At 58.9% G+C, this 17,543-nt stretch carries 13 protein-coding genes and 1 pseudogene; 8 read left to right on the plus strand and 6 right to left on the minus strand.

The annotated features are described in order from the left end of the window. Nucleotides 1–56: 56 nt before the first annotated feature. Nucleotides 57–3,620 (plus strand): exodeoxyribonuclease V subunit gamma, encoded by a 3,564-nt coding sequence (gene recC / locus AC13CY_RS15740; RefSeq protein WP_483052788.1) that lies wholly within the window; start codon nt 57–59, stop codon nt 3,618–3,620. Nucleotides 3,621–3,630: 10 nt separating this feature from the next. Here recC and pncB read toward each other — a convergent pair whose 3' ends face one another. Next, nucleotides 3,631–4,806 (minus strand): nicotinate phosphoribosyltransferase, encoded by a 1,176-nt coding sequence (pncB, locus tag AC13CY_RS15745; protein WP_062362966.1) that lies wholly within the window; start codon nt 4,804–4,806, stop codon nt 3,631–3,633. A 183-nt stretch (nt 4,807–4,989) separates the two neighbouring features. Between pncB and AC13CY_RS15750 the strand changes: the two genes are divergently transcribed. The 7 genes and pseudogenes from AC13CY_RS15750 to AC13CY_RS15780 all read left to right on the plus strand — a co-directional run. After that, nucleotides 4,990–5,298, plus strand: coding sequence for a nucleotidyltransferase domain-containing protein (locus tag AC13CY_RS15750; RefSeq protein WP_062362969.1), 309 nt, complete (start codon nt 4,990–4,992; stop codon nt 5,296–5,298). Then, nucleotides 5,295–5,831 (plus strand): hypothetical protein, encoded by a 537-nt coding sequence (locus AC13CY_RS15755; RefSeq protein ID WP_054641496.1) that lies wholly within the window; start codon nt 5,295–5,297, stop codon nt 5,829–5,831. Before AC13CY_RS15750 ends, AC13CY_RS15755 begins: the two co-directional genes overlap by 4 nt. A 112-nt stretch (nt 5,832–5,943) precedes the next feature. After that, on the plus strand, nt 5,944–9,642 hold the full coding sequence (gene recB, locus AC13CY_RS15760) for an exodeoxyribonuclease V subunit beta (protein ID WP_483052789.1): 3,699 nt from the start codon (nt 5,944–5,946) through the stop codon (nt 9,640–9,642). Beyond that, nucleotides 9,639–11,999 (plus strand): exodeoxyribonuclease V subunit alpha, encoded by a 2,361-nt coding sequence (gene recD, locus AC13CY_RS15765; protein ID WP_172514737.1) that lies wholly within the window; start codon nt 9,639–9,641, stop codon nt 11,997–11,999. Before recB ends, recD begins: the two co-directional genes overlap by 4 nt. Before the next feature lie 149 nt (nt 12,000–12,148). Next, nucleotides 12,149–12,856 carry a helix-turn-helix transcriptional regulator gene (locus AC13CY_RS15770; protein WP_273422200.1) on the plus strand — a complete coding sequence of 236 codons (708 nt, stop codon included), beginning with the start codon at nt 12,149–12,151 and terminating at the stop codon, nt 12,854–12,856. A 168-nt stretch (nt 12,857–13,024) separates the two neighbouring features. Further along, nucleotides 13,025–14,233, plus strand: a complete 1,209-nt coding sequence (locus tag AC13CY_RS15775; protein WP_332102959.1) for an MFS transporter — start codon at nt 13,025–13,027, stop codon at nt 14,231–14,233. Between the two features lie 55 nt (nt 14,234–14,288). After that, a pseudogene (locus AC13CY_RS15780) lies at nt 14,289–14,690 on the plus strand (ATP-binding domain-containing protein); the annotation flags it as partial. Nucleotides 14,691–14,737: 47 nt separating this feature from the next. Here the strand turns inward: AC13CY_RS15780 and AC13CY_RS15785 are convergent. From AC13CY_RS15785 to AC13CY_RS15805, 5 genes are all read right to left on the minus strand, one after another. Next, on the minus strand, nt 14,738–15,655 hold the full coding sequence (locus AC13CY_RS15785; RefSeq protein ID WP_172514739.1) for a restriction endonuclease: 918 nt from the start codon (nt 15,653–15,655) through the stop codon (nt 14,738–14,740). 34 nt (nt 15,656–15,689) lie between these two features. After that, on the minus strand, nt 15,690–16,448 hold the full coding sequence (locus AC13CY_RS15790) for a carbon-nitrogen hydrolase family protein (protein WP_172514740.1): 759 nt from the start codon (nt 16,446–16,448) through the stop codon (nt 15,690–15,692). 92 nt (nt 16,449–16,540) lie between these two features. After that, complete coding sequence (locus AC13CY_RS15795; RefSeq protein ID WP_483052790.1) at nt 16,541–16,807, minus strand: Txe/YoeB family addiction module toxin; 267 nt, start codon at nt 16,805–16,807, stop codon at nt 16,541–16,543. Next, nucleotides 16,800–17,054, minus strand: a complete 255-nt coding sequence (locus AC13CY_RS15800) for a type II toxin-antitoxin system Phd/YefM family antitoxin (RefSeq protein ID WP_062372652.1) — start codon at nt 17,052–17,054, stop codon at nt 16,800–16,802. The genes AC13CY_RS15795 and AC13CY_RS15800 overlap by 8 nt, the downstream gene beginning before the upstream one ends. 82 nt (nt 17,055–17,136) lie before the next feature. After that, on the minus strand, nt 17,137–17,472 hold the full coding sequence (locus AC13CY_RS15805; RefSeq protein WP_062372795.1) for a zinc ribbon domain-containing protein YjdM: 336 nt from the start codon (nt 17,470–17,472) through the stop codon (nt 17,137–17,139). Between the last annotated feature and the right edge of the window lie 71 nt (nt 17,473–17,543).

A 17,543-nucleotide genomic window follows, 5' to 3' on the forward strand; every position in this document is an offset into this window, starting at 1 on the left:
GCACCATAACCTCACTGCTACCCGTGACGCCGATTGCCGTGAAGGAACGCCGCCGTATGCCTGCCAATGCCCTGCTCTCCCCCACTTCGCTCACCCCCGGGTTCATGGTGGTACACGCCAATCGGCTGGAGGACTTGCGGGGGCTGGCGGTGGAGTGGATGCGGCGGCACCCGCTGGGGCCGCTAGAGAACGAAACCATTCTGGTCCAGAGCAACGGCATTGGGCAGTGGCTGAAGCTGGCCCTGGCGGAAGACCCCGGCAACGGCGGCGCGGGTATTGCTGCGGCGCTGGACGTGATGCTGCCCGCGCGGTTTTTATGGCAGGCCTACCGCCGGGTGCTCACCCACGTTTCCCACGATGCCGACGCCGTGCCGGAAACCTCGCCATTTGATAAGTCGCGCTTGGTATGGCGGCTGCTGCGCCTGCTGCCTACCCTAGCCGGCCAGCCGGTGTTCGAGCCGCTGGCACAGTTTTTGGAAACCGACCGCGACCAGCGCAAGCACTACCAGCTGGCCGAGCGGCTGGCGGATCTCTTCGACCAGTACCAGGTCTACCGCGCCGATTGGCTGGACGCCTGGGCCAACGGCCACGACGTGCTGATTACCGCCCGAGGCGAACACCGCCCGCTGGAAGAGCACCAGCGCTGGCAGCCTGCGCTGTGGCGCATCCTGCGGGACGATGTGGCCGCCACCCAAGGCGATGCCGGGCTGAACAGCAGCCGCGCCCAGGTTCACCAGCGCTTTTTGAAGGCCACCGAGCACCTGGAAGGCCAAGACTGCCCGCCGGGGCTGCCCCGGCGGCTGATTATCTTCGGCATTTCATCGCTGCCCCAGCAAACCCTGGAAGCCCTGGCGGCGCTCTCCCGCTGCTGCCAGATCGTGCTGTGCGTGCACAACCCCTGCCAGTTCTACTGGGCGGACATCATCGAGCACAAGGACCTGCTGCGCGCCCAGCGCTATCGCCAGCGGCGCAAAACCGGCATGCCCGAAGCGCTGGATGTACTGGGCACCGGCGATGCCGATGACGCCCTGCACCTGCACGCCCAGCCGCTGCTGGCCGCTTGGGGCAAGCAGGGCCGCGACTACCTGCGCCTGCTCGATGAACACGACGACGCGGGCAACTACCAAACCCTTTTCGAGCAGCAGGCGCTGCGCATCGATATGTTCGAGCCGTTCAGCGGCGAGGAGCGCCACTGCCTGCTCAGCCAGCTGCAAGACGATATCCGCGAGCTGCGCCCGGTGGCGGAAACGCAAGGCCACTGGCCGGCACTGCCTGCAGGCGATGACTCCATCGTGTTCCATATCGCCCACGGCCCCCAGCGGGAAGTGGAGATTCTCCACGACCAGCTGCTGGCCGCCTTCAGCGCCGACTCGGCCTTGCGTCCGCGCGATATCATCGTCATGGTGCCGGATATCGACCGCTACGCGCCGCACATCGAAGCGGTATTTGGCCAACTGCCCACGGACGACCCGCGGCATATTCCCTATACGCTCTCCGACCAGGCCAGCCGCCACCGCCTGCCGCTGATGATTGCGCTGGAAAAGCTGCTACGGCTTCCAGAGCTGCGCCTGACGGTCAGCGATGTGCTCGACCTGCTGGAAGTGCCCGCCCTGCGCCAGCGCTTTGGCCTGGAAGAGCGCGACCTGCCGGTGCTGGAGCGCTGGATGGAAGGCGCGGGCATCCGCTGGGGGCTCAACGCCAAGCAGCGCCAGCGGCTGGAACTGCCCGGCGGGCTGAGCCAGAACACCTGGGCCTTCGGCCTGCGCCGCCTGCTGCTGGGCTACACCGTCGGCGACGGCCACGCCTGGCAAGGCATCGAGCCCTTCGATGATATTGGCGGCTTGGAAGCGGGCCTGGCAGGGCCGCTGGCCACGCTGCTGGAAAAACTCGACGCCACCTGGGAGAGCTTCTGCCAACCCACCGATGCCGCCACCTGGGTCGCGCGGCTGCGGGCACTGCTGGAAACCTTCTTTCTTACCGACGACGCCCAAGAGAGCATCATGCTCACCAAGCTGGAAAGCGGCTTGCAGCAGATGCTGGAAAGCAGCCGGGAAGCCGAACTCAACGACCCGCTGCCGCTCTCCATGGTGCGCGAACACTGGCTGGCACAGATCGATGAGCACAGCCTTTCCCAACGCTTCTTGGCCGGAGCGGTCAACTTCGCCACGCTGATGCCCATGCGCGCCATTCCCTTCAAGCGGGTGTGCCTACTGGGCATGAACGACGGCGACTACCCCCGCTCCCAGCCGCCGCTAGATTTCGACCTGATGGGCAGCGACTACCGCCCCGGCGACCGCTCCCGCCGGGAAGACGACCGCTACCTGTTTCTCGAAGCGCTGCTCTCCGCCCGCGACCAGCTCTATGTGAGCTGGGTCGGCCGCAGCCAGATCGACAATACGCCGCTGCCGCCCTCGGTGCTGGTGGGCCAACTGCGCGACCACTTGGAAGCCGGCTGGCAAACGGAAAACGGCGCGCCGCTGCTGGAAACACTCACCACCGAGCATCCGCTGCAGCCTTTCAGCCGCGCTTACTTCAACAGCCCAGCAAGCCGGCTGTTCACCTACGCCCACGAATGGCGCGAGGTGTACGCCCCACGCACGCCACCCGCCGCTAGCCGCACGCTGCCAGCGCCGGAAAACGCCCCCACCAGCCTCTCGCTTGGGCAGCTAGGTAGCTTTCTGCGCGAGCCGGTGCGCAGCTTCTTTAATACTCGCTTGGGGGTCTATTTCGAGCAGGAAGCCATCGCCGAGCTGGACGCCGAGCCCTTCGCCCTGGATGGCCTGCAAAACTGGCAGCTTCAAGACCAGCTAATTGCCGCCCAGCGCCACGCGGTGGATAACGGCCAGCCGCGCATGCAAGCATTACACGAGGCGTTGGAACGCTTTCAAGGCCAAGGCGTGCTGGCCATGGGCGCGTTCGGCGAACGCATGCGCGCGGCACTCGCCGAACCCATGGAGGCGCTTTTCAACGCCTACGAAGAAGCGCTAGACGCGTGGCCGCATCCCCTGCCCGACACCATGATTCACTTCGAAGCCCACGGCCTCACACTGGAAGAGCCCCTGGGCGAACTGCGTCAGGATGAAGCAGGCCACCGCTGCCGCCTGCTGCTACTCAGTAGCAGCCTGATTAGCCAAGGCAGCGGGCGCGGCCAGTACCGCTGGAGCCACCTGCTGCGCCCCTGGGTCGCGCACCTAGCGGGCAACCTGGATGGCCCGATGACGACGCAACTACTCTCCAAAGCGGGTCATGTCACGTTAGCGCCGGTGGATGCCGAGACCGCCCGCCAGCACTTGGAAACCCAGCTAGCCGCGTGGCAAGCGGGCTTAGAAACCCCGCTACCGCTCGCACCGCAAGCCGCGTTTGCTTGGCTAAGTAAGCAAGGCACGCCGGATATGGCGCAAGAAAAAGGCCGAGAAAGCGACGCCTACGCCGCCGCCGAAAGCGCCTATGAAGGCGGCCGCTACCAAACCGGTGAAGTAGCCCAAAGCGCGTATTTAAGCCACCAGTGGCCCCGCTTCGAGCGGTTGTTCTTCGAGCAAGCCAATGGGCACACCTTTGCCACATTGGTGGAAGCGCTCTACGCCCCGCTCTTTTTCGCTGTTAAAGGCAAAAAAGAGTAAAGCCAAGCAGCTATGAGCTGCCCATACTGAGCACTTTCTTCGCCAACGCAATCATCTCCGGGTCGCCGGTGTTCTTAGTGGGCACATCGGACAGCTTCACCACTGGCAGCCAGCCCTGACCTTCAGGGCGGGCCTCGACCATTTTGATCACCATGTTCATGGGCGCTACGCCAATATCGTTGGTGAAGTTGGTGCCAATGCCAAAGGCCATGCCAATCCGTCCTTGGCAGAAGGCGCGGATGCGCTCCACTTTTTCAGGCGTGAGGGCATCGGAGAAGATGATGGTTTTGCTCAGCGGGTTAATGCCCAGGCGCTGGTAGTGGGCAATGGTGGCATCGGCAAATTCAATCGGGTCGCCGCTATCGTGGCGCACGCCATCGAACAGCTTGGCGAACTTCTTATCGAAGCTCTCGAAAAAGGCGCGGGTAGTAAAGGTATCGGTCAGCGCGATACCCAAATCCCCCCGGTACACGTCCACCCAGTGCTCCAGCGCCAAACTGTTGGCCATTTTGAAACCAAAGCGAGCGCCGTGGAACATAAACCACTCATGGGCGTGGGTGCCGATGGGCTTCACCCCGTGGCGCATGGCCAGCAGCACGTTGCTGGTGCCGCTAAACGCCTCGCCGCCGTAGTGGCGCAGCGCTTTGACGACTCGGTCGTGCACCGCAAACGAGAAACGCCGACGGGTGCCGAACTCGGCAATCTTCAGCCCGTGCTGGCGGTACAGTTCGATTTTCTCTCGCGTGCGCTGCTCGATGAGCGCTTCGTCATCTTCCGACACGCTCACGCCGCGCAGTTGGTACCAAAGCTCGCTAATCAGCGCCATCAGCGGCACTTCCCACAAAATGGTGCGGTACCAGGGGCCTTCCATCACCACCGAGAGCTCGCTGCCCTGCTGCTCGATCGTCACTTCGCTGGGGTCGTAACGAAAGCCCGCCAGAAAATCGAGATAGGTGGGGTCTAGGTAAGGGCAGGTGGTTTGCAGGTAGCGCTTCTCTTCATCCGACAAGCGCAGCGTCACCATGCGATCCACTTCACCGCGCAGCGCCTCACCAAAACCCTCAGGAAACGCATGCTCGCCACGATTGATAAACGCGTAGCGGGCATGGGCATAGGGGAAGCGTTTAATCACGGCATTCTGCATCGTGATCTTGTAAAAATCGTTATCCAGAAGCGAGGTCAGCATGAGATCCCTTCACCAGCATCAACAGATCGCCAAGAGCGGCTAGCCCGCTAGATTACCAGTTGGCGACGATACCTCACAGCCTAACCCCTGTTTGCTATGGCTAGCAGGTGGGAGAGCGGCTATCTGCTATCGTGAGTAGAGTGCTACCATTTAAACACCGGTTTATCACTAGGAGCGGACTCCATGCGTCTTTCGCAATCACAGCGCGAGCTTATTCTGTCAGGCGTCCGTGAGTTTGTGGGGCCTTCGGTGGCAGTGCATGTTTTCGGCTCGCGGCTAGATGATAGTAAGCGAGGCGGCGATGTCGATCTGCTGCTTATATCCCCCAACGCCATCCCGCTACTCGCCTGTGCTGAGCTCAAAATGGCGCTAGAACAACGCCTCCAGCTACCGTTCGATATCGTGACCTACGTCACAACAGCTGAACCTACTCCGTTTCAAGCCATTGCACTCGCCCAGTCACGGCCAATGACGCTTGAGGTAGCCGCATGAGCCAGGATGTACTTAGCGAACAGCAGCGCTATCTGGCGCAGCTGCTTGAAGCCATTCAGCGCTGCGCTTGGTTTCTTCATCAATCACGCAAAAAAGTCACATGGCCTTTGGACGGTGATTGGTTAGCCGACCATAAAAAAGATGTCGACCTTTTTGAAACACTGGCCGCTATCAATGAGCGGTTTGCCAAGCTACAGGACTCCATTGCTTCTGCTATGCGGCACAGCGCTCTGTTGGCAGGGGAGTCTACTGACAGCTTTCTCAAAGTCCTTTCGCTGTTCGAAAAGCAGGGCGTCGTGGACGCTACCAGTGACTGGCAGCGCTGCCGCGCTATTCGCAATATTGCCGCTCATGATTACTCGACGCACTATGCACAAATAGCAGAGCACTTTAACTTGCTGAACGAACTTGCCGACGTTCTCCTTGTTACCTCAAAAAGACTAGTGACATGGAGTGCTGAACAATTGGGCATTTTTCCCGCCACCCAAGACTTCTCTAACGAATTCGACACAGTCTTTCAAACCAGCCTCTAACGCTGCTTTGCTCTTTTGCCCAGCTCTTGGCAACGCGATATAGTGCCGGTGCCTTTGGCTACCCGCCAAAGGCGCTTTGCTTTCCGCCTGCCGTGATGTTCGGAGAATGAGAATGAGCCAGCCCGCCCCGCTGAACCCGCTGACGCTACCGCTTCACGGCAGCCGTTTGATTGAAGCCAGCGCGGGCACGGGGAAAACCTTCACCATTGCGCTGCTGTATGTGCGCTTGGTGCTGGGCGGGCAGCACAGTGAAGACGACACCGCTTTCGTACGCCCGCTCACCCCGCCGGAAATTTTGGTAGTCACGTTTACCAACGCCGCCACCCAAGAACTGCGCGAACGTATCCGCCACCGGCTGGTGGAAGCGGCGGCGGTGTTTCGTCATCAGGGTGAAGACTCACTGCTTCTAGCACTGCGCAGCCAATACCCAGAGGCCACGTGGCCCGCCTGCGCCCGCCGCTTAGAGCTGGCTGCCGAGTGGATGGACGAAGCCGCCGTTTCCACTATTCATAGCTGGTGCTACCGCATGTTGCGCGAGCACGCCTTCGATAGCGGCAGCCTGTTCTCGCTCAATTTGGAAAACGACCAGCAAGAGTTGGAGCAGGAGGTAGTGCGCGACTACTGGCGCACCTTCTACTACCCGCTGGACGCCGAAGCGCTGGGCAGCATTACCGGCTACTGGAAATCGCCGGATCAGCTCCACGGGCAGGTGCGCAAACTGCTGGCCGAAAGCGAGGCCCTAGGCAGCCCCCGCCCCGCCCCCGAGCAAACCCTAAGCGCCGCCCAAGCCGAGCGCAGCGCACGCCTAGCCGAGCTAAAAGCCCCCTGGCCTGCGTGGCTAGATGACCTAGTGCCCGCACTGGAAGACGCCGCAAAACGCAAAGCCTTCAAAGGCCAGAGCTTCAACGCCAAAAGCCGTGCCAACTGGCTAGGCGCGCTGCGGGAGTGGTGCGACAGCGACGCCACCCGCCCCGCACTCACCGATGCCGCCTGGAAACGCCTTACCCCAGACGGCATGGCCGAGATATGGAAAGAGGGCGCGCCCCCTTGCCCGGCTGCCTGGGAAGCGCTGGCCGAGCTGCCCGCCGCGCTAAACGCCCTGCCCGAGCCGCGTAATGACCTGCTGATTCACGCCGTGCAGTGGTGCAAAGTGCGCCTGGAGCGGGAGCAGGAGCGCCGCGCCGAAATGGGCCCCAACGACCTGCTCACCCACCTGGACCGCGCCCTGCAAGGCCCCAACAAGGAGGCGCTGGCCGCGCAGATACTGCGCCAGTTCCCCGTGGCGCTGATCGACGAGTTCCAGGACACCGACCCCATCCAGTACCGCATTTTCAACGCGGTGTATGAGGTCGCCAAGCCCCGCAGAGACGCCGCCATGCTGCTGATCGGTGACCCCAAGCAGGCCATTTACGCCTTTCGCGGCGCGGATATTTTCACCTACTTAAAAGCCCGCGAAGACACCGCAGGCCGCCACGTGACGCTAGGCACCAACTTCCGTTCCAGCCGCGCCATGGTAGCGGCGGTGAACCACTGCTTCCGCTACGCCGACCAGCACCCGGCCGGGGCGTTCCTGTTCCGCGAAGAAGGCGGCGACAACCCGCTGCCGTTTCTGCCGGTAGACGCCAAAGGCCGCCACGAACAGCTGGTTCATCAGGGCCAGCCGCTGCCCGCCATGACGCTCTGGCCGCTCGCCGCCGACGAGCCGCTTTCCAAAACCGCCTACCAGACCGAAATGGCCGAACGCTGCGCCTCCTACATGGCGGAACTGCTCAACGCTGGCCAACACGGCAAGAGCGGCTTTCAAACCGAGGATACGCTCATCCCGCTCAAGCCTTCCGATATGGCGGTACTGGTGAACGGCCTGCAAGAAGCCCGCGCCATTCGTCAGGCGCTGGCCAGCCGAGGGGTGAAGAGCGTGTACCTGTCGGATCACGATAAGGTGTTCAGCTCGCCCATGGCCGCCCAGGTAGAGCGCTGGCTGCGCGCCTGCGCCGAGCCGCTGGCTAGCTCCCGCCAGGCCGAAGCGCACCTGCGCGCCGCGCTGGCCACCCCAGCGCTGGGGCTAAGCCTCGCGGAGCTGGACCACCTGCAGCAAAACGAGCTGGCCTGGGAAGAGCGGGTGGAACAGTTCAGCCACTACCACCGCCTGTGGCAGCGCCAGGGCGTGCTGCCATTGGTGCGCCGCATGATGGTGGATTTCGAGATTCCCGCCCGCCTGCTGGCGGAGTTTGAAGAGGGTGAGCGCTTGCTCACCGACCTGCTGCACCTGGGCGAACTGCTGCAGCAGGCCAGCGCCGAGTTGGACGGCGAGCACGCGCTGATTCGCTTTCTGTTTGACGCCATTGCCGACCCGGAAAGCCACGGCGACAGCCACAAACTGCGCCTGGAGAGCGACGCGGATTTGGTCAAAGTGGTCACCATCCACAAATCCAAAGGGCTGGAGTACCCGCTGGTGTTCCTGCCCTTCATCGCCAACCACCGCCCGGTCAAAGCCGAGGACGTACCGCTACGCTGGCACGATGGCGAAGGCAACCTACAGCTCAGCTTAGAAGCCGATGACGCGATACTCGCCACCGCCGACCGCGAACGGCTGGGGGAAGACCTGCGCAAACTCTACGTGGCGCTCACCCGCGCCCGCCACGCCACCTGGCTGGGGCTGGCCCCGCTGAAAGGCCTGGAAAACAGCGCGCTGGGCTATCTGTTGACCGGTGGCAGCCCCCTTTCCCCCGATGCACTCCCCAAGGCGCTCGATACCCTGGTGGAAGGCAGCGACATCCACCTCGGCACGCCGCCCGAGCCCACCGCTGATCGCGTGACGCCCGTGGCGGAAAGCAGCGCCCTGGGCCACGCCCGCACGCCCACGCGCCCGGCCAAAGAGCACTGGTGGATTGCCAGCTACTCCGCGCTGCGGCTTTCCGGCACGCTCACCGCCCCGGTGCTGCCACCGCTGGAGCCCACCACCGCCCAGGAAGCCACCGCCTTCGAAGTGCTGGATGAACCTCAAGAACTATCTCAAGAACTATCTCAAGAACGATCCCAACCGGAAGCGTATCACCTGCACAAATTCCCCCGTGGCCCCGGCCCCGGCACCTTCCTGCACGGGCTGCTGGAGTGGGCGGGCAAGCAAGGTTTCGATGCTGCCGCAAAGGATAGAGAAGCGCTCAACGACATGCTGTGGCGGCGGGTGCAGCTACGCGGCTGGCAGGCGTGGCAAGAGCCGCTGGCGGGCTGGCTAAGCGCCCTGCTCACCACGCCGCTACCGCTGGCCGCGCCCACCCCGCAAAGCGTGGCGCTGAATGAGCTGGAAAGCTACCAAGTAGAGCTAGAGTTCTGGTTTGCCGCCAAGCGGGTGAACACCCAAGCCATCGATGCGCTGGTGAGCAAGCACTTACTGCCAGGGGTAGAGCGCCCCGCGCTGGATGCCGATACCCTGAACGGCATGCTGAAAGGCTTCATTGACTTGGCCTTCGAGCACCAGGGGCGCTTTTACGTGCTGGACTGGAAATCGAACTACCTAGGCCCCAACGACAGCGCCTACGAACCCGAGGCCCTGCGCCACGCGCTGCTGGCCAAACGCTACGACCTACAGGCCGCGCTCTACTTACTCGCCATGCACCGGCTGTTAAAAGCACGACTGCCGGATTACGACCCGCACCAGCATTTGGGCGGCTCGATGACGGTATTTCTACGCGGCAGCCGCAGCCCTGGGCGCGGCGTGGTGGGCGAACCCGCCCCGGTTGAACTCATCGAAGCCCTGGATAGCCTGTTTGCAGGCGAGCCACACGCCATCCAACAGGAGGCCACGGCATGAGCCGCCAACACGATAGCCACACCTTCGATATGTTCGGCGAAGCCGCCAGCGCCCACCCGGCACTCAGCAGCACTCCGGAACTGCTGGCCCTGTGTGAACGCTGGGTAGCGCGAGGCTGGCTGCGGGATTTAGACCGCGCCCTGGTGCGCTTTCTCGCCAGTGAAGCCCCGGACGCCCCCACGCTGCTGCTACTGGCGGCAGCGCTGGCCAGCCACCAGCTAGGCCGCGGCCACGTATGCCTGGATATTAACGCCACGCTCAACGCGCCGGATTTCGCCCTTTCGCTACCACCCGAAGGGGACGACCTCACTGACCCACCGCCGCTGCCCAGCGACGTGCTGGCCACGCTCACGCTCAGCGAATGGCAAGCCGCCCTACACCACCCGCTGCTCACCAGCGAAGGCCCTGGCAACACGCCGCTGGTAGTAGTAACCACTCACTCAGCCAACGGCACCCCCAACACGCGGCTCTACCTGCGCCGCTACTGGCAGTACGAGCAAAGCCTGCACCAACACATCGCCGCACGCCTGGAAACGACCAGCACTGGTTTAGAAAACATAGACACAGCAAGTACAGGCACAGAAAGCAAAGGTGGGAGGCCAATTCATTGGGCGACGGGTGACGCCAGTCACCCTGGGTTACTCCCCCAAGCCCTGAACATCCTTTTCAAGCAAAGCAACGGCCTAGACTGGCAAAAAACCGCCTGCGCCCTGGCTGCCCGCAGCCGCTTCGGCATCATTACCGGCGGCCCCGGCACCGGCAAAACCACCACCGTGGTACGCCTGCTCGCCCTGCTGCAAACCCTGCAACTGGCCCAGCACCCCAGCCAGCCGTTGCGCATTCGCCTAGCCGCCCCCACCGGCAAAGCCGCCGCCCGCTTGAACGAATCCATCGCCGGGCAAGTCGCCAAACTCCCCTTCACCGACCTCACCATGTTGCTGAAAGGAGCCGAGCAGACAGAAGCTTCGAGTGAGGAAACTGTGTTGGAGAAGACTTTGTGGGAGGGAGCTTCAGCTCGCGATGATTCACCCACAGAACAACTATCAGCCACCATCCCCACAGAAGTGACCACTCTGCATAGACTACTCGGCGCACGCCCCGACACCCGCCACTTCCGCCACAGCGCCGCCAACCCGCTGGCCCTGGACGTACTGGTGATCGACGAAGCCTCGATGGTGGATATCGAGATGATGGCGGCCACCCTCAGTGCTCTGCCCGCCCACGCCCAGTGCATTTTACTGGGGGATAAAGACCAGCTCGCCTCGGTAGAGGCTGGCTCGGTACTCGGCGACTTGTGCCGCCGCGCGGAAGCCACCCACTACACCCCAGCCACCGCCGAATGGCTGGCCCAGGCCACCGGCCAGCCGCTGCCAGCCGAGTTCATCGACCCCGCAGGCCAACCGCTCGACCAAGCCATTACCATGCTGCGGGTCAGCCACCGCTTCAATGAACACAGCGGCATCGGCCAGCTCGCCAAGGCCATCAACCAGCCGAGCCATGCGCAAAGCGAACGGGAAAAGCAGCAGGCCGTCACCGCCGTGCTGCGCCACGGCTACCCGGATATTCACCATTTGGTCATGAGTGACGACGCCGCGCTGGACAAGCTGGTGATTCACGGCAGCCCCAGCGGCTTTGCGGGGAACGGCGAAGGCCGCACCGACCACCAGGGCCAACCCATCGCCCCGCCCACGGGCTACCGCCACTACCTCAAGGTGCTGCAAGCACAGCGCCCACGGGGGGAGTCCTTCGAGGAGAGCCCCGCCGTCTACAACACCTGGGCCAGCGAGGTGCTCAGCGCCTACAGCCACTTCCAACTGCTGTGCGCGCTGCGCAAAGGCCCTTGGGGGGTCGAAGGCTTGAACCAGCGCATCGCCAGCACGCTGCGCGGCGAAAAGCTGCTGTTCGGCAGCGACTACACGCTGGAGAAAGGCTGGTTTGAGGGCCGCCCGGTACTGGTCACCCAAAACGACTACGGCCTGAAACTGATGAACGGCGATATCGGCATCACCCTGGCCGTGCCTGACCCGCGCAATCCGCAGCAGAAGCTATTAAGAGTGGCCTTCCCTTCATCAAGTGCCGCCAGCGACCCCGCAAAGCCCATCCGCTGGGTGCTGCCCTCCCGCCTGCACGCGGTGGAAACCGTGTTTGCGATGACGGTTCACAAATCCCAAGGCTCGGAGTTCTTGCACACCGCCCTACTGCTCCCGCCGACGCTGAACCCCATTCTGACCCGCGAGCTGGTGTACACCGGCATCACCCGCGCCCGCGAATGGCTCACGGTGGTGGAAGCCAAGCGCGGGGTGTTGAATGAGGCGGTGATGAGGGAGGTGATTAGGGTTAGTGGGGTTGGGGGTTAACGATGCGATTTGAGGTAAATTTTGAGCATAGCGTTATTTTCGATGAAAGCATCGTTACATTGTTTTTGATTGCCTAGCACTCAGAGCTTCTCACAAACTCTTGAGCAAAACAGGTGTAAAGCATTCAACTTCATGAGCAGGAATATACAATGATTTTAGAAAGCAAAGTTAACGCAACAGAAAAAGATATAAAATCAACTAAAGCATTCGAAAATTCATTACAATCATTAGGGGCAAACAGGTATGCCTACTTCTATCGCGAAAACCACAACCCAAAACCTATCATCACTTCCAACCTGCCTCACGAGTGGCTTTCTGAATATGAAAATAAATTATTGCATCGCATCGACCCTGTTCTGGAAATCTCGAAAAACACTGCAATTCCTTTTTCCTGGTCAACCGAAGACTTAAACAAACAAAACCAAAATCTGCTAAAAAATGCATTAAAGCACAACATCACCGAAGGTTATACTTTTATTACCATTTCTCATGACCAGACAATCGGCACTCTCACTTTATGCATAGACCAGGAAGAAAAAGGCCTTCTCTCCAAACTCAAAAAAAATGAAGCGGCTATTCAGTTGTGCTTACTAAAATATCATGAAAAACGTAAACACATCCCCAGAAACCATCTAATAGACAAAGATGAAAATATAGCAGAAAAACTATCAAGTCGAGAAATGGAGGTATTGCGCTGGATTGCGACTGGAAAAACATACTCAGAGACTGCAATGATCCTAGGCATCACCGAACGTACCATAAAGTTTCACGCCACTAATATAAAACAGAAACTTAACGTTTACAGTGCCCGCCAGATGACTTATATAGCAACAAAAAATGGGTTGATTGATGATTAAAGGAATATAATTTTTAAAAACCTGAAAACACCTCTCCGACTGTACCTAGGTGCAGTTGCCCATCATTTTAGAAGCATTAAAATATAACAAAAGGTCTATCCGGGGCCTTATATATTATAGTCTAGCCTTCATAGATCACCATAGACGCTTCTAAAATTGGAGATAAACGTGAAACATCAACGCATGGCAACAGTATACCTGATTGCATTAGGTGCATTTGCATTGGGGATGGCATCTTATGTTATTGCGGGTCTTGTGCCAATGGTTGTTAGTGACTTCGGTGTATCGGTGGCCAAAGCTGGCCAGTTGGTTACGGCCTTCACCCTAGCTTATGGAATCGGATCACCGGTATTTGTTGCTCTACTACCGGCCCATAAACAGCGCTTAGGCCTACTGGTCGCGCTCGCCATCTTCACAATCGCCAACCTGGTTAGTGCACTGGTAACGACCTATACAGCGCTGGTAATAACACGAATCTTTGCTGGCGTAGGCGCTGGTGTATATCTAGCCATGGGGATTGCTGCATCGGCCGCCGTTGTTCCTAAAGATAAACGCGGCCAAGCACTGGCGCTCATCATGGGTGGAATGGCCAGCGGCACGGTATTAGGTGTTCCTGCCGGACTGATGATCGCTGAGCAATTAGGTTGGGCCTCAACTATGTGGCTTATTGCCATTCTCGGATTGATCTCAATGATAGGTCTGGCAGTAAAACTCCCAGCACTTCCCGCCTCAGAAACCTCTACGCTTCGGGAAAAATTAACCATTATTAAAGATATGAGAGTCACTTTGATTTTGACAGTTTCCCTGTTGGCTGCAATATCTAGCCTTGGGCTTTACACCTACATCGCGCCCATCATGGCTAATGAAGGCTTCGGGGGTGTTTCGAATATTACTCCCTGGCTATGGGTATGGGGAATCGGTGGAGTAGCGGGCAGTTTCCTCATTGGCCCAATAGCGGATCGGGTTAGTGGACCAAAACTCGTGGCTGCCATTATGCTTATGCTAACCGTTTCTCTGGCGGCCCTACCCTTTACTGCGGGTATCAATGCCTGGCTGGCAATGGTGCCTATTGCTATATGGGGTGCAGTAGGTTGGGCTCTGCAAGTCCCTCAAAATAATCAGCTAATCTCCGCTCGTGAAAGAATCGGTGGTGGTAATGTCGCCGTAGCGCTAAATGAATCAGCACTTTACCTAGGTAGCGCCATTGGTGCCGCTGCGGGAGGACTAATCTTCGCTTTTCAGCTGGGAGGATGGGCTCTGCCGTTTGCTGCCGCATCCGTTGCGGGGCTTGGGCTACTGCTACAGTTGATAGCGCTGAAATCAGCTAGTATTCTCAATAACCCCGATGCTGCACACTGTGGCCCTTCATCCCGATAGCATCAATATTAATAGGCCTCACTGCCAAAAAGCACGGGGCCTTGCTACGCTCGCTGTCACCCAAAACGACTACGGCCTGAAACTGATGAACGGCGATATCGGCACCACCTTGGCCGTGCCCGACCCGCGCAACCCGCAGCAGAAGTTATTGAGAGTGGCCTTTCCTTCATCAAGTGCCGCCAGCGACCCCGCAAAGCCCATCCGCTGGGTGCTGCCTTCCCGCCTGCACGCGGTGGAAACCGTGTTTGCGATGACGGTGCACAAATCCCAAGGCCCGGAGTTCTTGCACACCGCCCTACTGCTACCGCCGACCCTAAACCCCATCCTGACCCGCGAGCTGGTGTACACCGACATCACCCGCGCCCGCGAATGGCTCACGGTGGTGGAAGCCAAACGCGGGGTGTTGCATGAGGCGGTGGTGAGGGAGGTTGTTAGGGTTAGTGGGGTTGGGGGTTAACATGAGAAAGCTATTGTCTATGCTTAGCTTTGTTAAATGTTTCTCGGTTAGTCTTCGATAAAGAAGTCAGTATCGACTTTCTTTATTTCATAGACCGCCGCAGAACTAACGCCCACGCCATGATCAATCATCAGTTGTACGAGATCCGTACCGTCTAGCAGAACAACCTTGGGATCAATTTGCCCGACATAATCCAGCGCCTCTTTTGAGAATCGGCTAGTTGTAATGAAAACCCCTTTCTTAGCCCGCTGGCCATGAAGGGCTCCAACAAATTTCTGAATTTCTGGGCGGCCAACTGGTGCTTCCCAACGTTTTGCTTGGAGATATATCGTTTCCAAACCGAGACGATCTTCTTTGATAACACCATCAATACCTTCATCTGCAGTCTTGCGGGTAGCTCTGCCTGCTTCTTTCACAGAACCTCCATATCCCATTGAAACGATCAGGTGAACAACCAGTTTCTCAAAAAATTCGGGCGTATTATTCTTTACGAGATAAAGTAGCTCGTTTGCCACTTCGTCACGTAACTGCTGATAGGCTTGCTCCAATGTTTCTTCAGGAGTCGTCGTTACTGTTGCGTCATCACCAGTGTGAGTTACCTTCTCGGTTCGGTTTTTACTGCTTGCCTGCCGAAACTCTTGAAACTCATCAAACCGCTGCAAGTACTTTATGTCTATTCGCTCCGGTTTTTCCAAAAGAGCTTTTCGGCCACGATCAGAAATATAGAACCTTCCCCGCTTAGGTGATTCTAACACCCCGGCCTGGGTTAAATAGACCTTGGCCCAGGCTACACGGTTTGCAAATGTAGTTTGCCGTCCGCTTGGCAGCCTTTCCTCAAGATCTTCTTGAGAAAGACCCATTATTTCTGCCAACTTCTCACGAGCTTCCTGCATAGTATACTCTTTACCATCAGCAGAGAATTCGAGCAACGGCAACATCAATGATTGAAAATCAGGTACAGCCAAGGGCTACTCCTACAATATTTATCTACAAATAACATTAGACATGAACGCGACCGCTTAATACACCGTTGTAAATGCGGCACAGCACCAAGCTAGGCTGAGTGCCGTGGGCGCTAACCATTAGCTCCCCGGCTGCGTTCCAGCCGCCGCTATTGCCACAGGTTTGCCAGCCGCCCGTGGTGGAAACGTGGTTGGCGAGCACTACCGGCTGTTGGTGGCGCTTTGCGATGGTGGCGAGCAGCTCGGCATCTGTTGCATAGCCGCCTGGGGAGATCAGCGCGCTGGCGAGATATACGTCCGCTTGTTGGGCGGCGGCGGTAGCGGCGTGGCTTGTGTGGGTGAAGTCGGCGCATACGGCCAGGGCGATGCGGGTGCTGTTAACGTTGATTAGGCCGCTTTCGTGGCCGGGGGCACAGTAAACCTCCTCCCCTTCGTGAAGGTGCTGTTTTAGGTAGAAGGTATGTTCGCCGTTGGGGAAGCAGATCACCGCTGCGATGTAGGGTTTGCCGTTGGGGTTGTGCAGCGGGCAGCCTGCTATTACTACCGTGTTATTGGCTACGGCAGCGGCGGTGAGGGCGGCAAAGGTGGCATCGTCGCGGGGCATGGCCAGTTGGCTGAGTAGCGCCAGCTCGTAGCCGGTGAGCGAGAGTTCGGGAAAGGCCACCACGTTGGCCCCCAGCGCGGCGGCGCGTTCTATGTAAGCTAGGTGCGTTTGTAGGTTGTCGTCTACCGCCGCTTTGCTGACAGGCAGTTGGGCGAGTGCAATGGTGATGGGGGCTGGTGTGGTAGCTGTCATTTTTTCCACTTAGCTGGCTGGGTGCAGGCACAGTCGCGGGCTAAAGTCACCTCCCACTGCTGGCTCACTCTCGGGGCCGATTCAGTTGCGGGCTAATAGTGATAGCGGCAAGAAATGACAGTGATCGCGTGGTGTTCGACTGCATAAACAAGCCGATTAGTATCGTCTATACGTCGAGACCAAAAGCCCGCTAGGTTTTCTTTTAAGGGCTCTGGCTTGCCGATTCCTTCAAAGGGAGAGCGCTTTACATCGTTTATCAGCTTATTAATGCGCTTAAGGGTTTTCTTATCCTGCGCTTGCCAATAGACGTAGTCGTTCCAAGATTCATCTGTCCAACACAACAGTCGCTGACTACTCATCCATTAACTCTCGTGCGCTTGTTTGGCCAGCACGATATTGCGCTATTGAGCGGTTAAGGTGTTCAGCATTTTTAGGCGAACGAAGCAGGTGCACTGTTTCCATTAGGCTATTGTAATAATCCAGCGACATCACAACGGCATCTTCAGCATCCCTGCGCGTGATCACGGTGGTATCCGCATCATTAACGACGCCATCCAGCACGGCTTTTAAGCCATTCCTCGCTTCTGTAAAAGACACAATTTTCATACACGCCTCACATGTACTATTTAGGGTACAAGTCTAGCCGTTGCTCGCAAACCTGTACAGCTAATAAGACAGGACGACTGCTTCAGGCCTTTTTCACAAACTGTGCAGTCACCATCATGTCGCCTGCGCCGTCTACTTTGCAGTCTAGCTGGTGGTCTTTGCCCTCTTTTAGCCGTTTGATGACGGCTTTGGTGCCGATCTTGAGCACTTGGGAGCTGCCTTTGACCTTGAGGTCTTTGATCAGCGTGACCTTGTCGCCTTCGGCGAGCGGCGTGCCGTTGGCATCTTCCACGTTCACGGCCTCTTCGGCGGCGGCTTCTTCAGGGTTCCATTCGTGGGCGCATTCGGGGCAGATGAACAGGCTCTGGTCTTGGTAAACAAATTCCGACTGGCAGCGGGGGCATGGCGGACAAGGCATAAGCAGTGGCTTCTTTCTATAGTCAATGAGCGGGTGATGATACTCAGCCAGGGCGGCCTTGGCGACTGCTC

Source organism: Vreelandella sp. L-15 (assembly GCF_056857635.1).

What these genes read in the sequence shown, in the direction of transcription:
- AC13CY_RS15805 (WP_062372795.1), bottom strand. Translation starts at nt 17,472, where the DNA reads ATGCCTTGTCCGCCATGCCCCCGCTGCCAGTCGGAATTTGTTTACCAA.
- AC13CY_RS15800 (WP_062372652.1), bottom strand. Translation starts at nt 17,054, where the DNA reads ATGAAAATTGTGTCTTTTACAGAAGCGAGGAATGGCTTAAAAGCCGTG.
- recB (WP_483052789.1), top strand. Translation starts at nt 5,944, where the DNA reads ATGAGCCAGCCCGCCCCGCTGAACCCGCTGACGCTACCGCTTCACGGC.
- AC13CY_RS15795 (WP_483052790.1), bottom strand. Translation starts at nt 16,807, where the DNA reads ATGAGTAGTCAGCGACTGTTGTGTTGGACAGATGAATCTTGGAACGAC.
- recD (WP_172514737.1), top strand. Translation starts at nt 9,639, where the DNA reads ATGAGCCGCCAACACGATAGCCACACCTTCGATATGTTCGGCGAAGCC.
- recC (WP_483052788.1), top strand. Translation starts at nt 57, where the DNA reads ATGCCTGCCAATGCCCTGCTCTCCCCCACTTCGCTCACCCCCGGGTTC.
- pncB (WP_062362966.1), bottom strand. Translation starts at nt 4,806, where the DNA reads ATGCTGACCTCGCTTCTGGATAACGATTTTTACAAGATCACGATGCAG.
- AC13CY_RS15755 (WP_054641496.1), top strand. Translation starts at nt 5,295, where the DNA reads ATGAGCCAGGATGTACTTAGCGAACAGCAGCGCTATCTGGCGCAGCTG.
- AC13CY_RS15790 (WP_172514740.1), bottom strand. Translation starts at nt 16,448, where the DNA reads ATGACAGCTACCACACCAGCCCCCATCACCATTGCACTCGCCCAACTG.
- AC13CY_RS15770 (WP_273422200.1), top strand. Translation starts at nt 12,149, where the DNA reads ATGATTTTAGAAAGCAAAGTTAACGCAACAGAAAAAGATATAAAATCA.
- AC13CY_RS15750 (WP_062362969.1), top strand. Translation starts at nt 4,990, where the DNA reads ATGCGTCTTTCGCAATCACAGCGCGAGCTTATTCTGTCAGGCGTCCGT.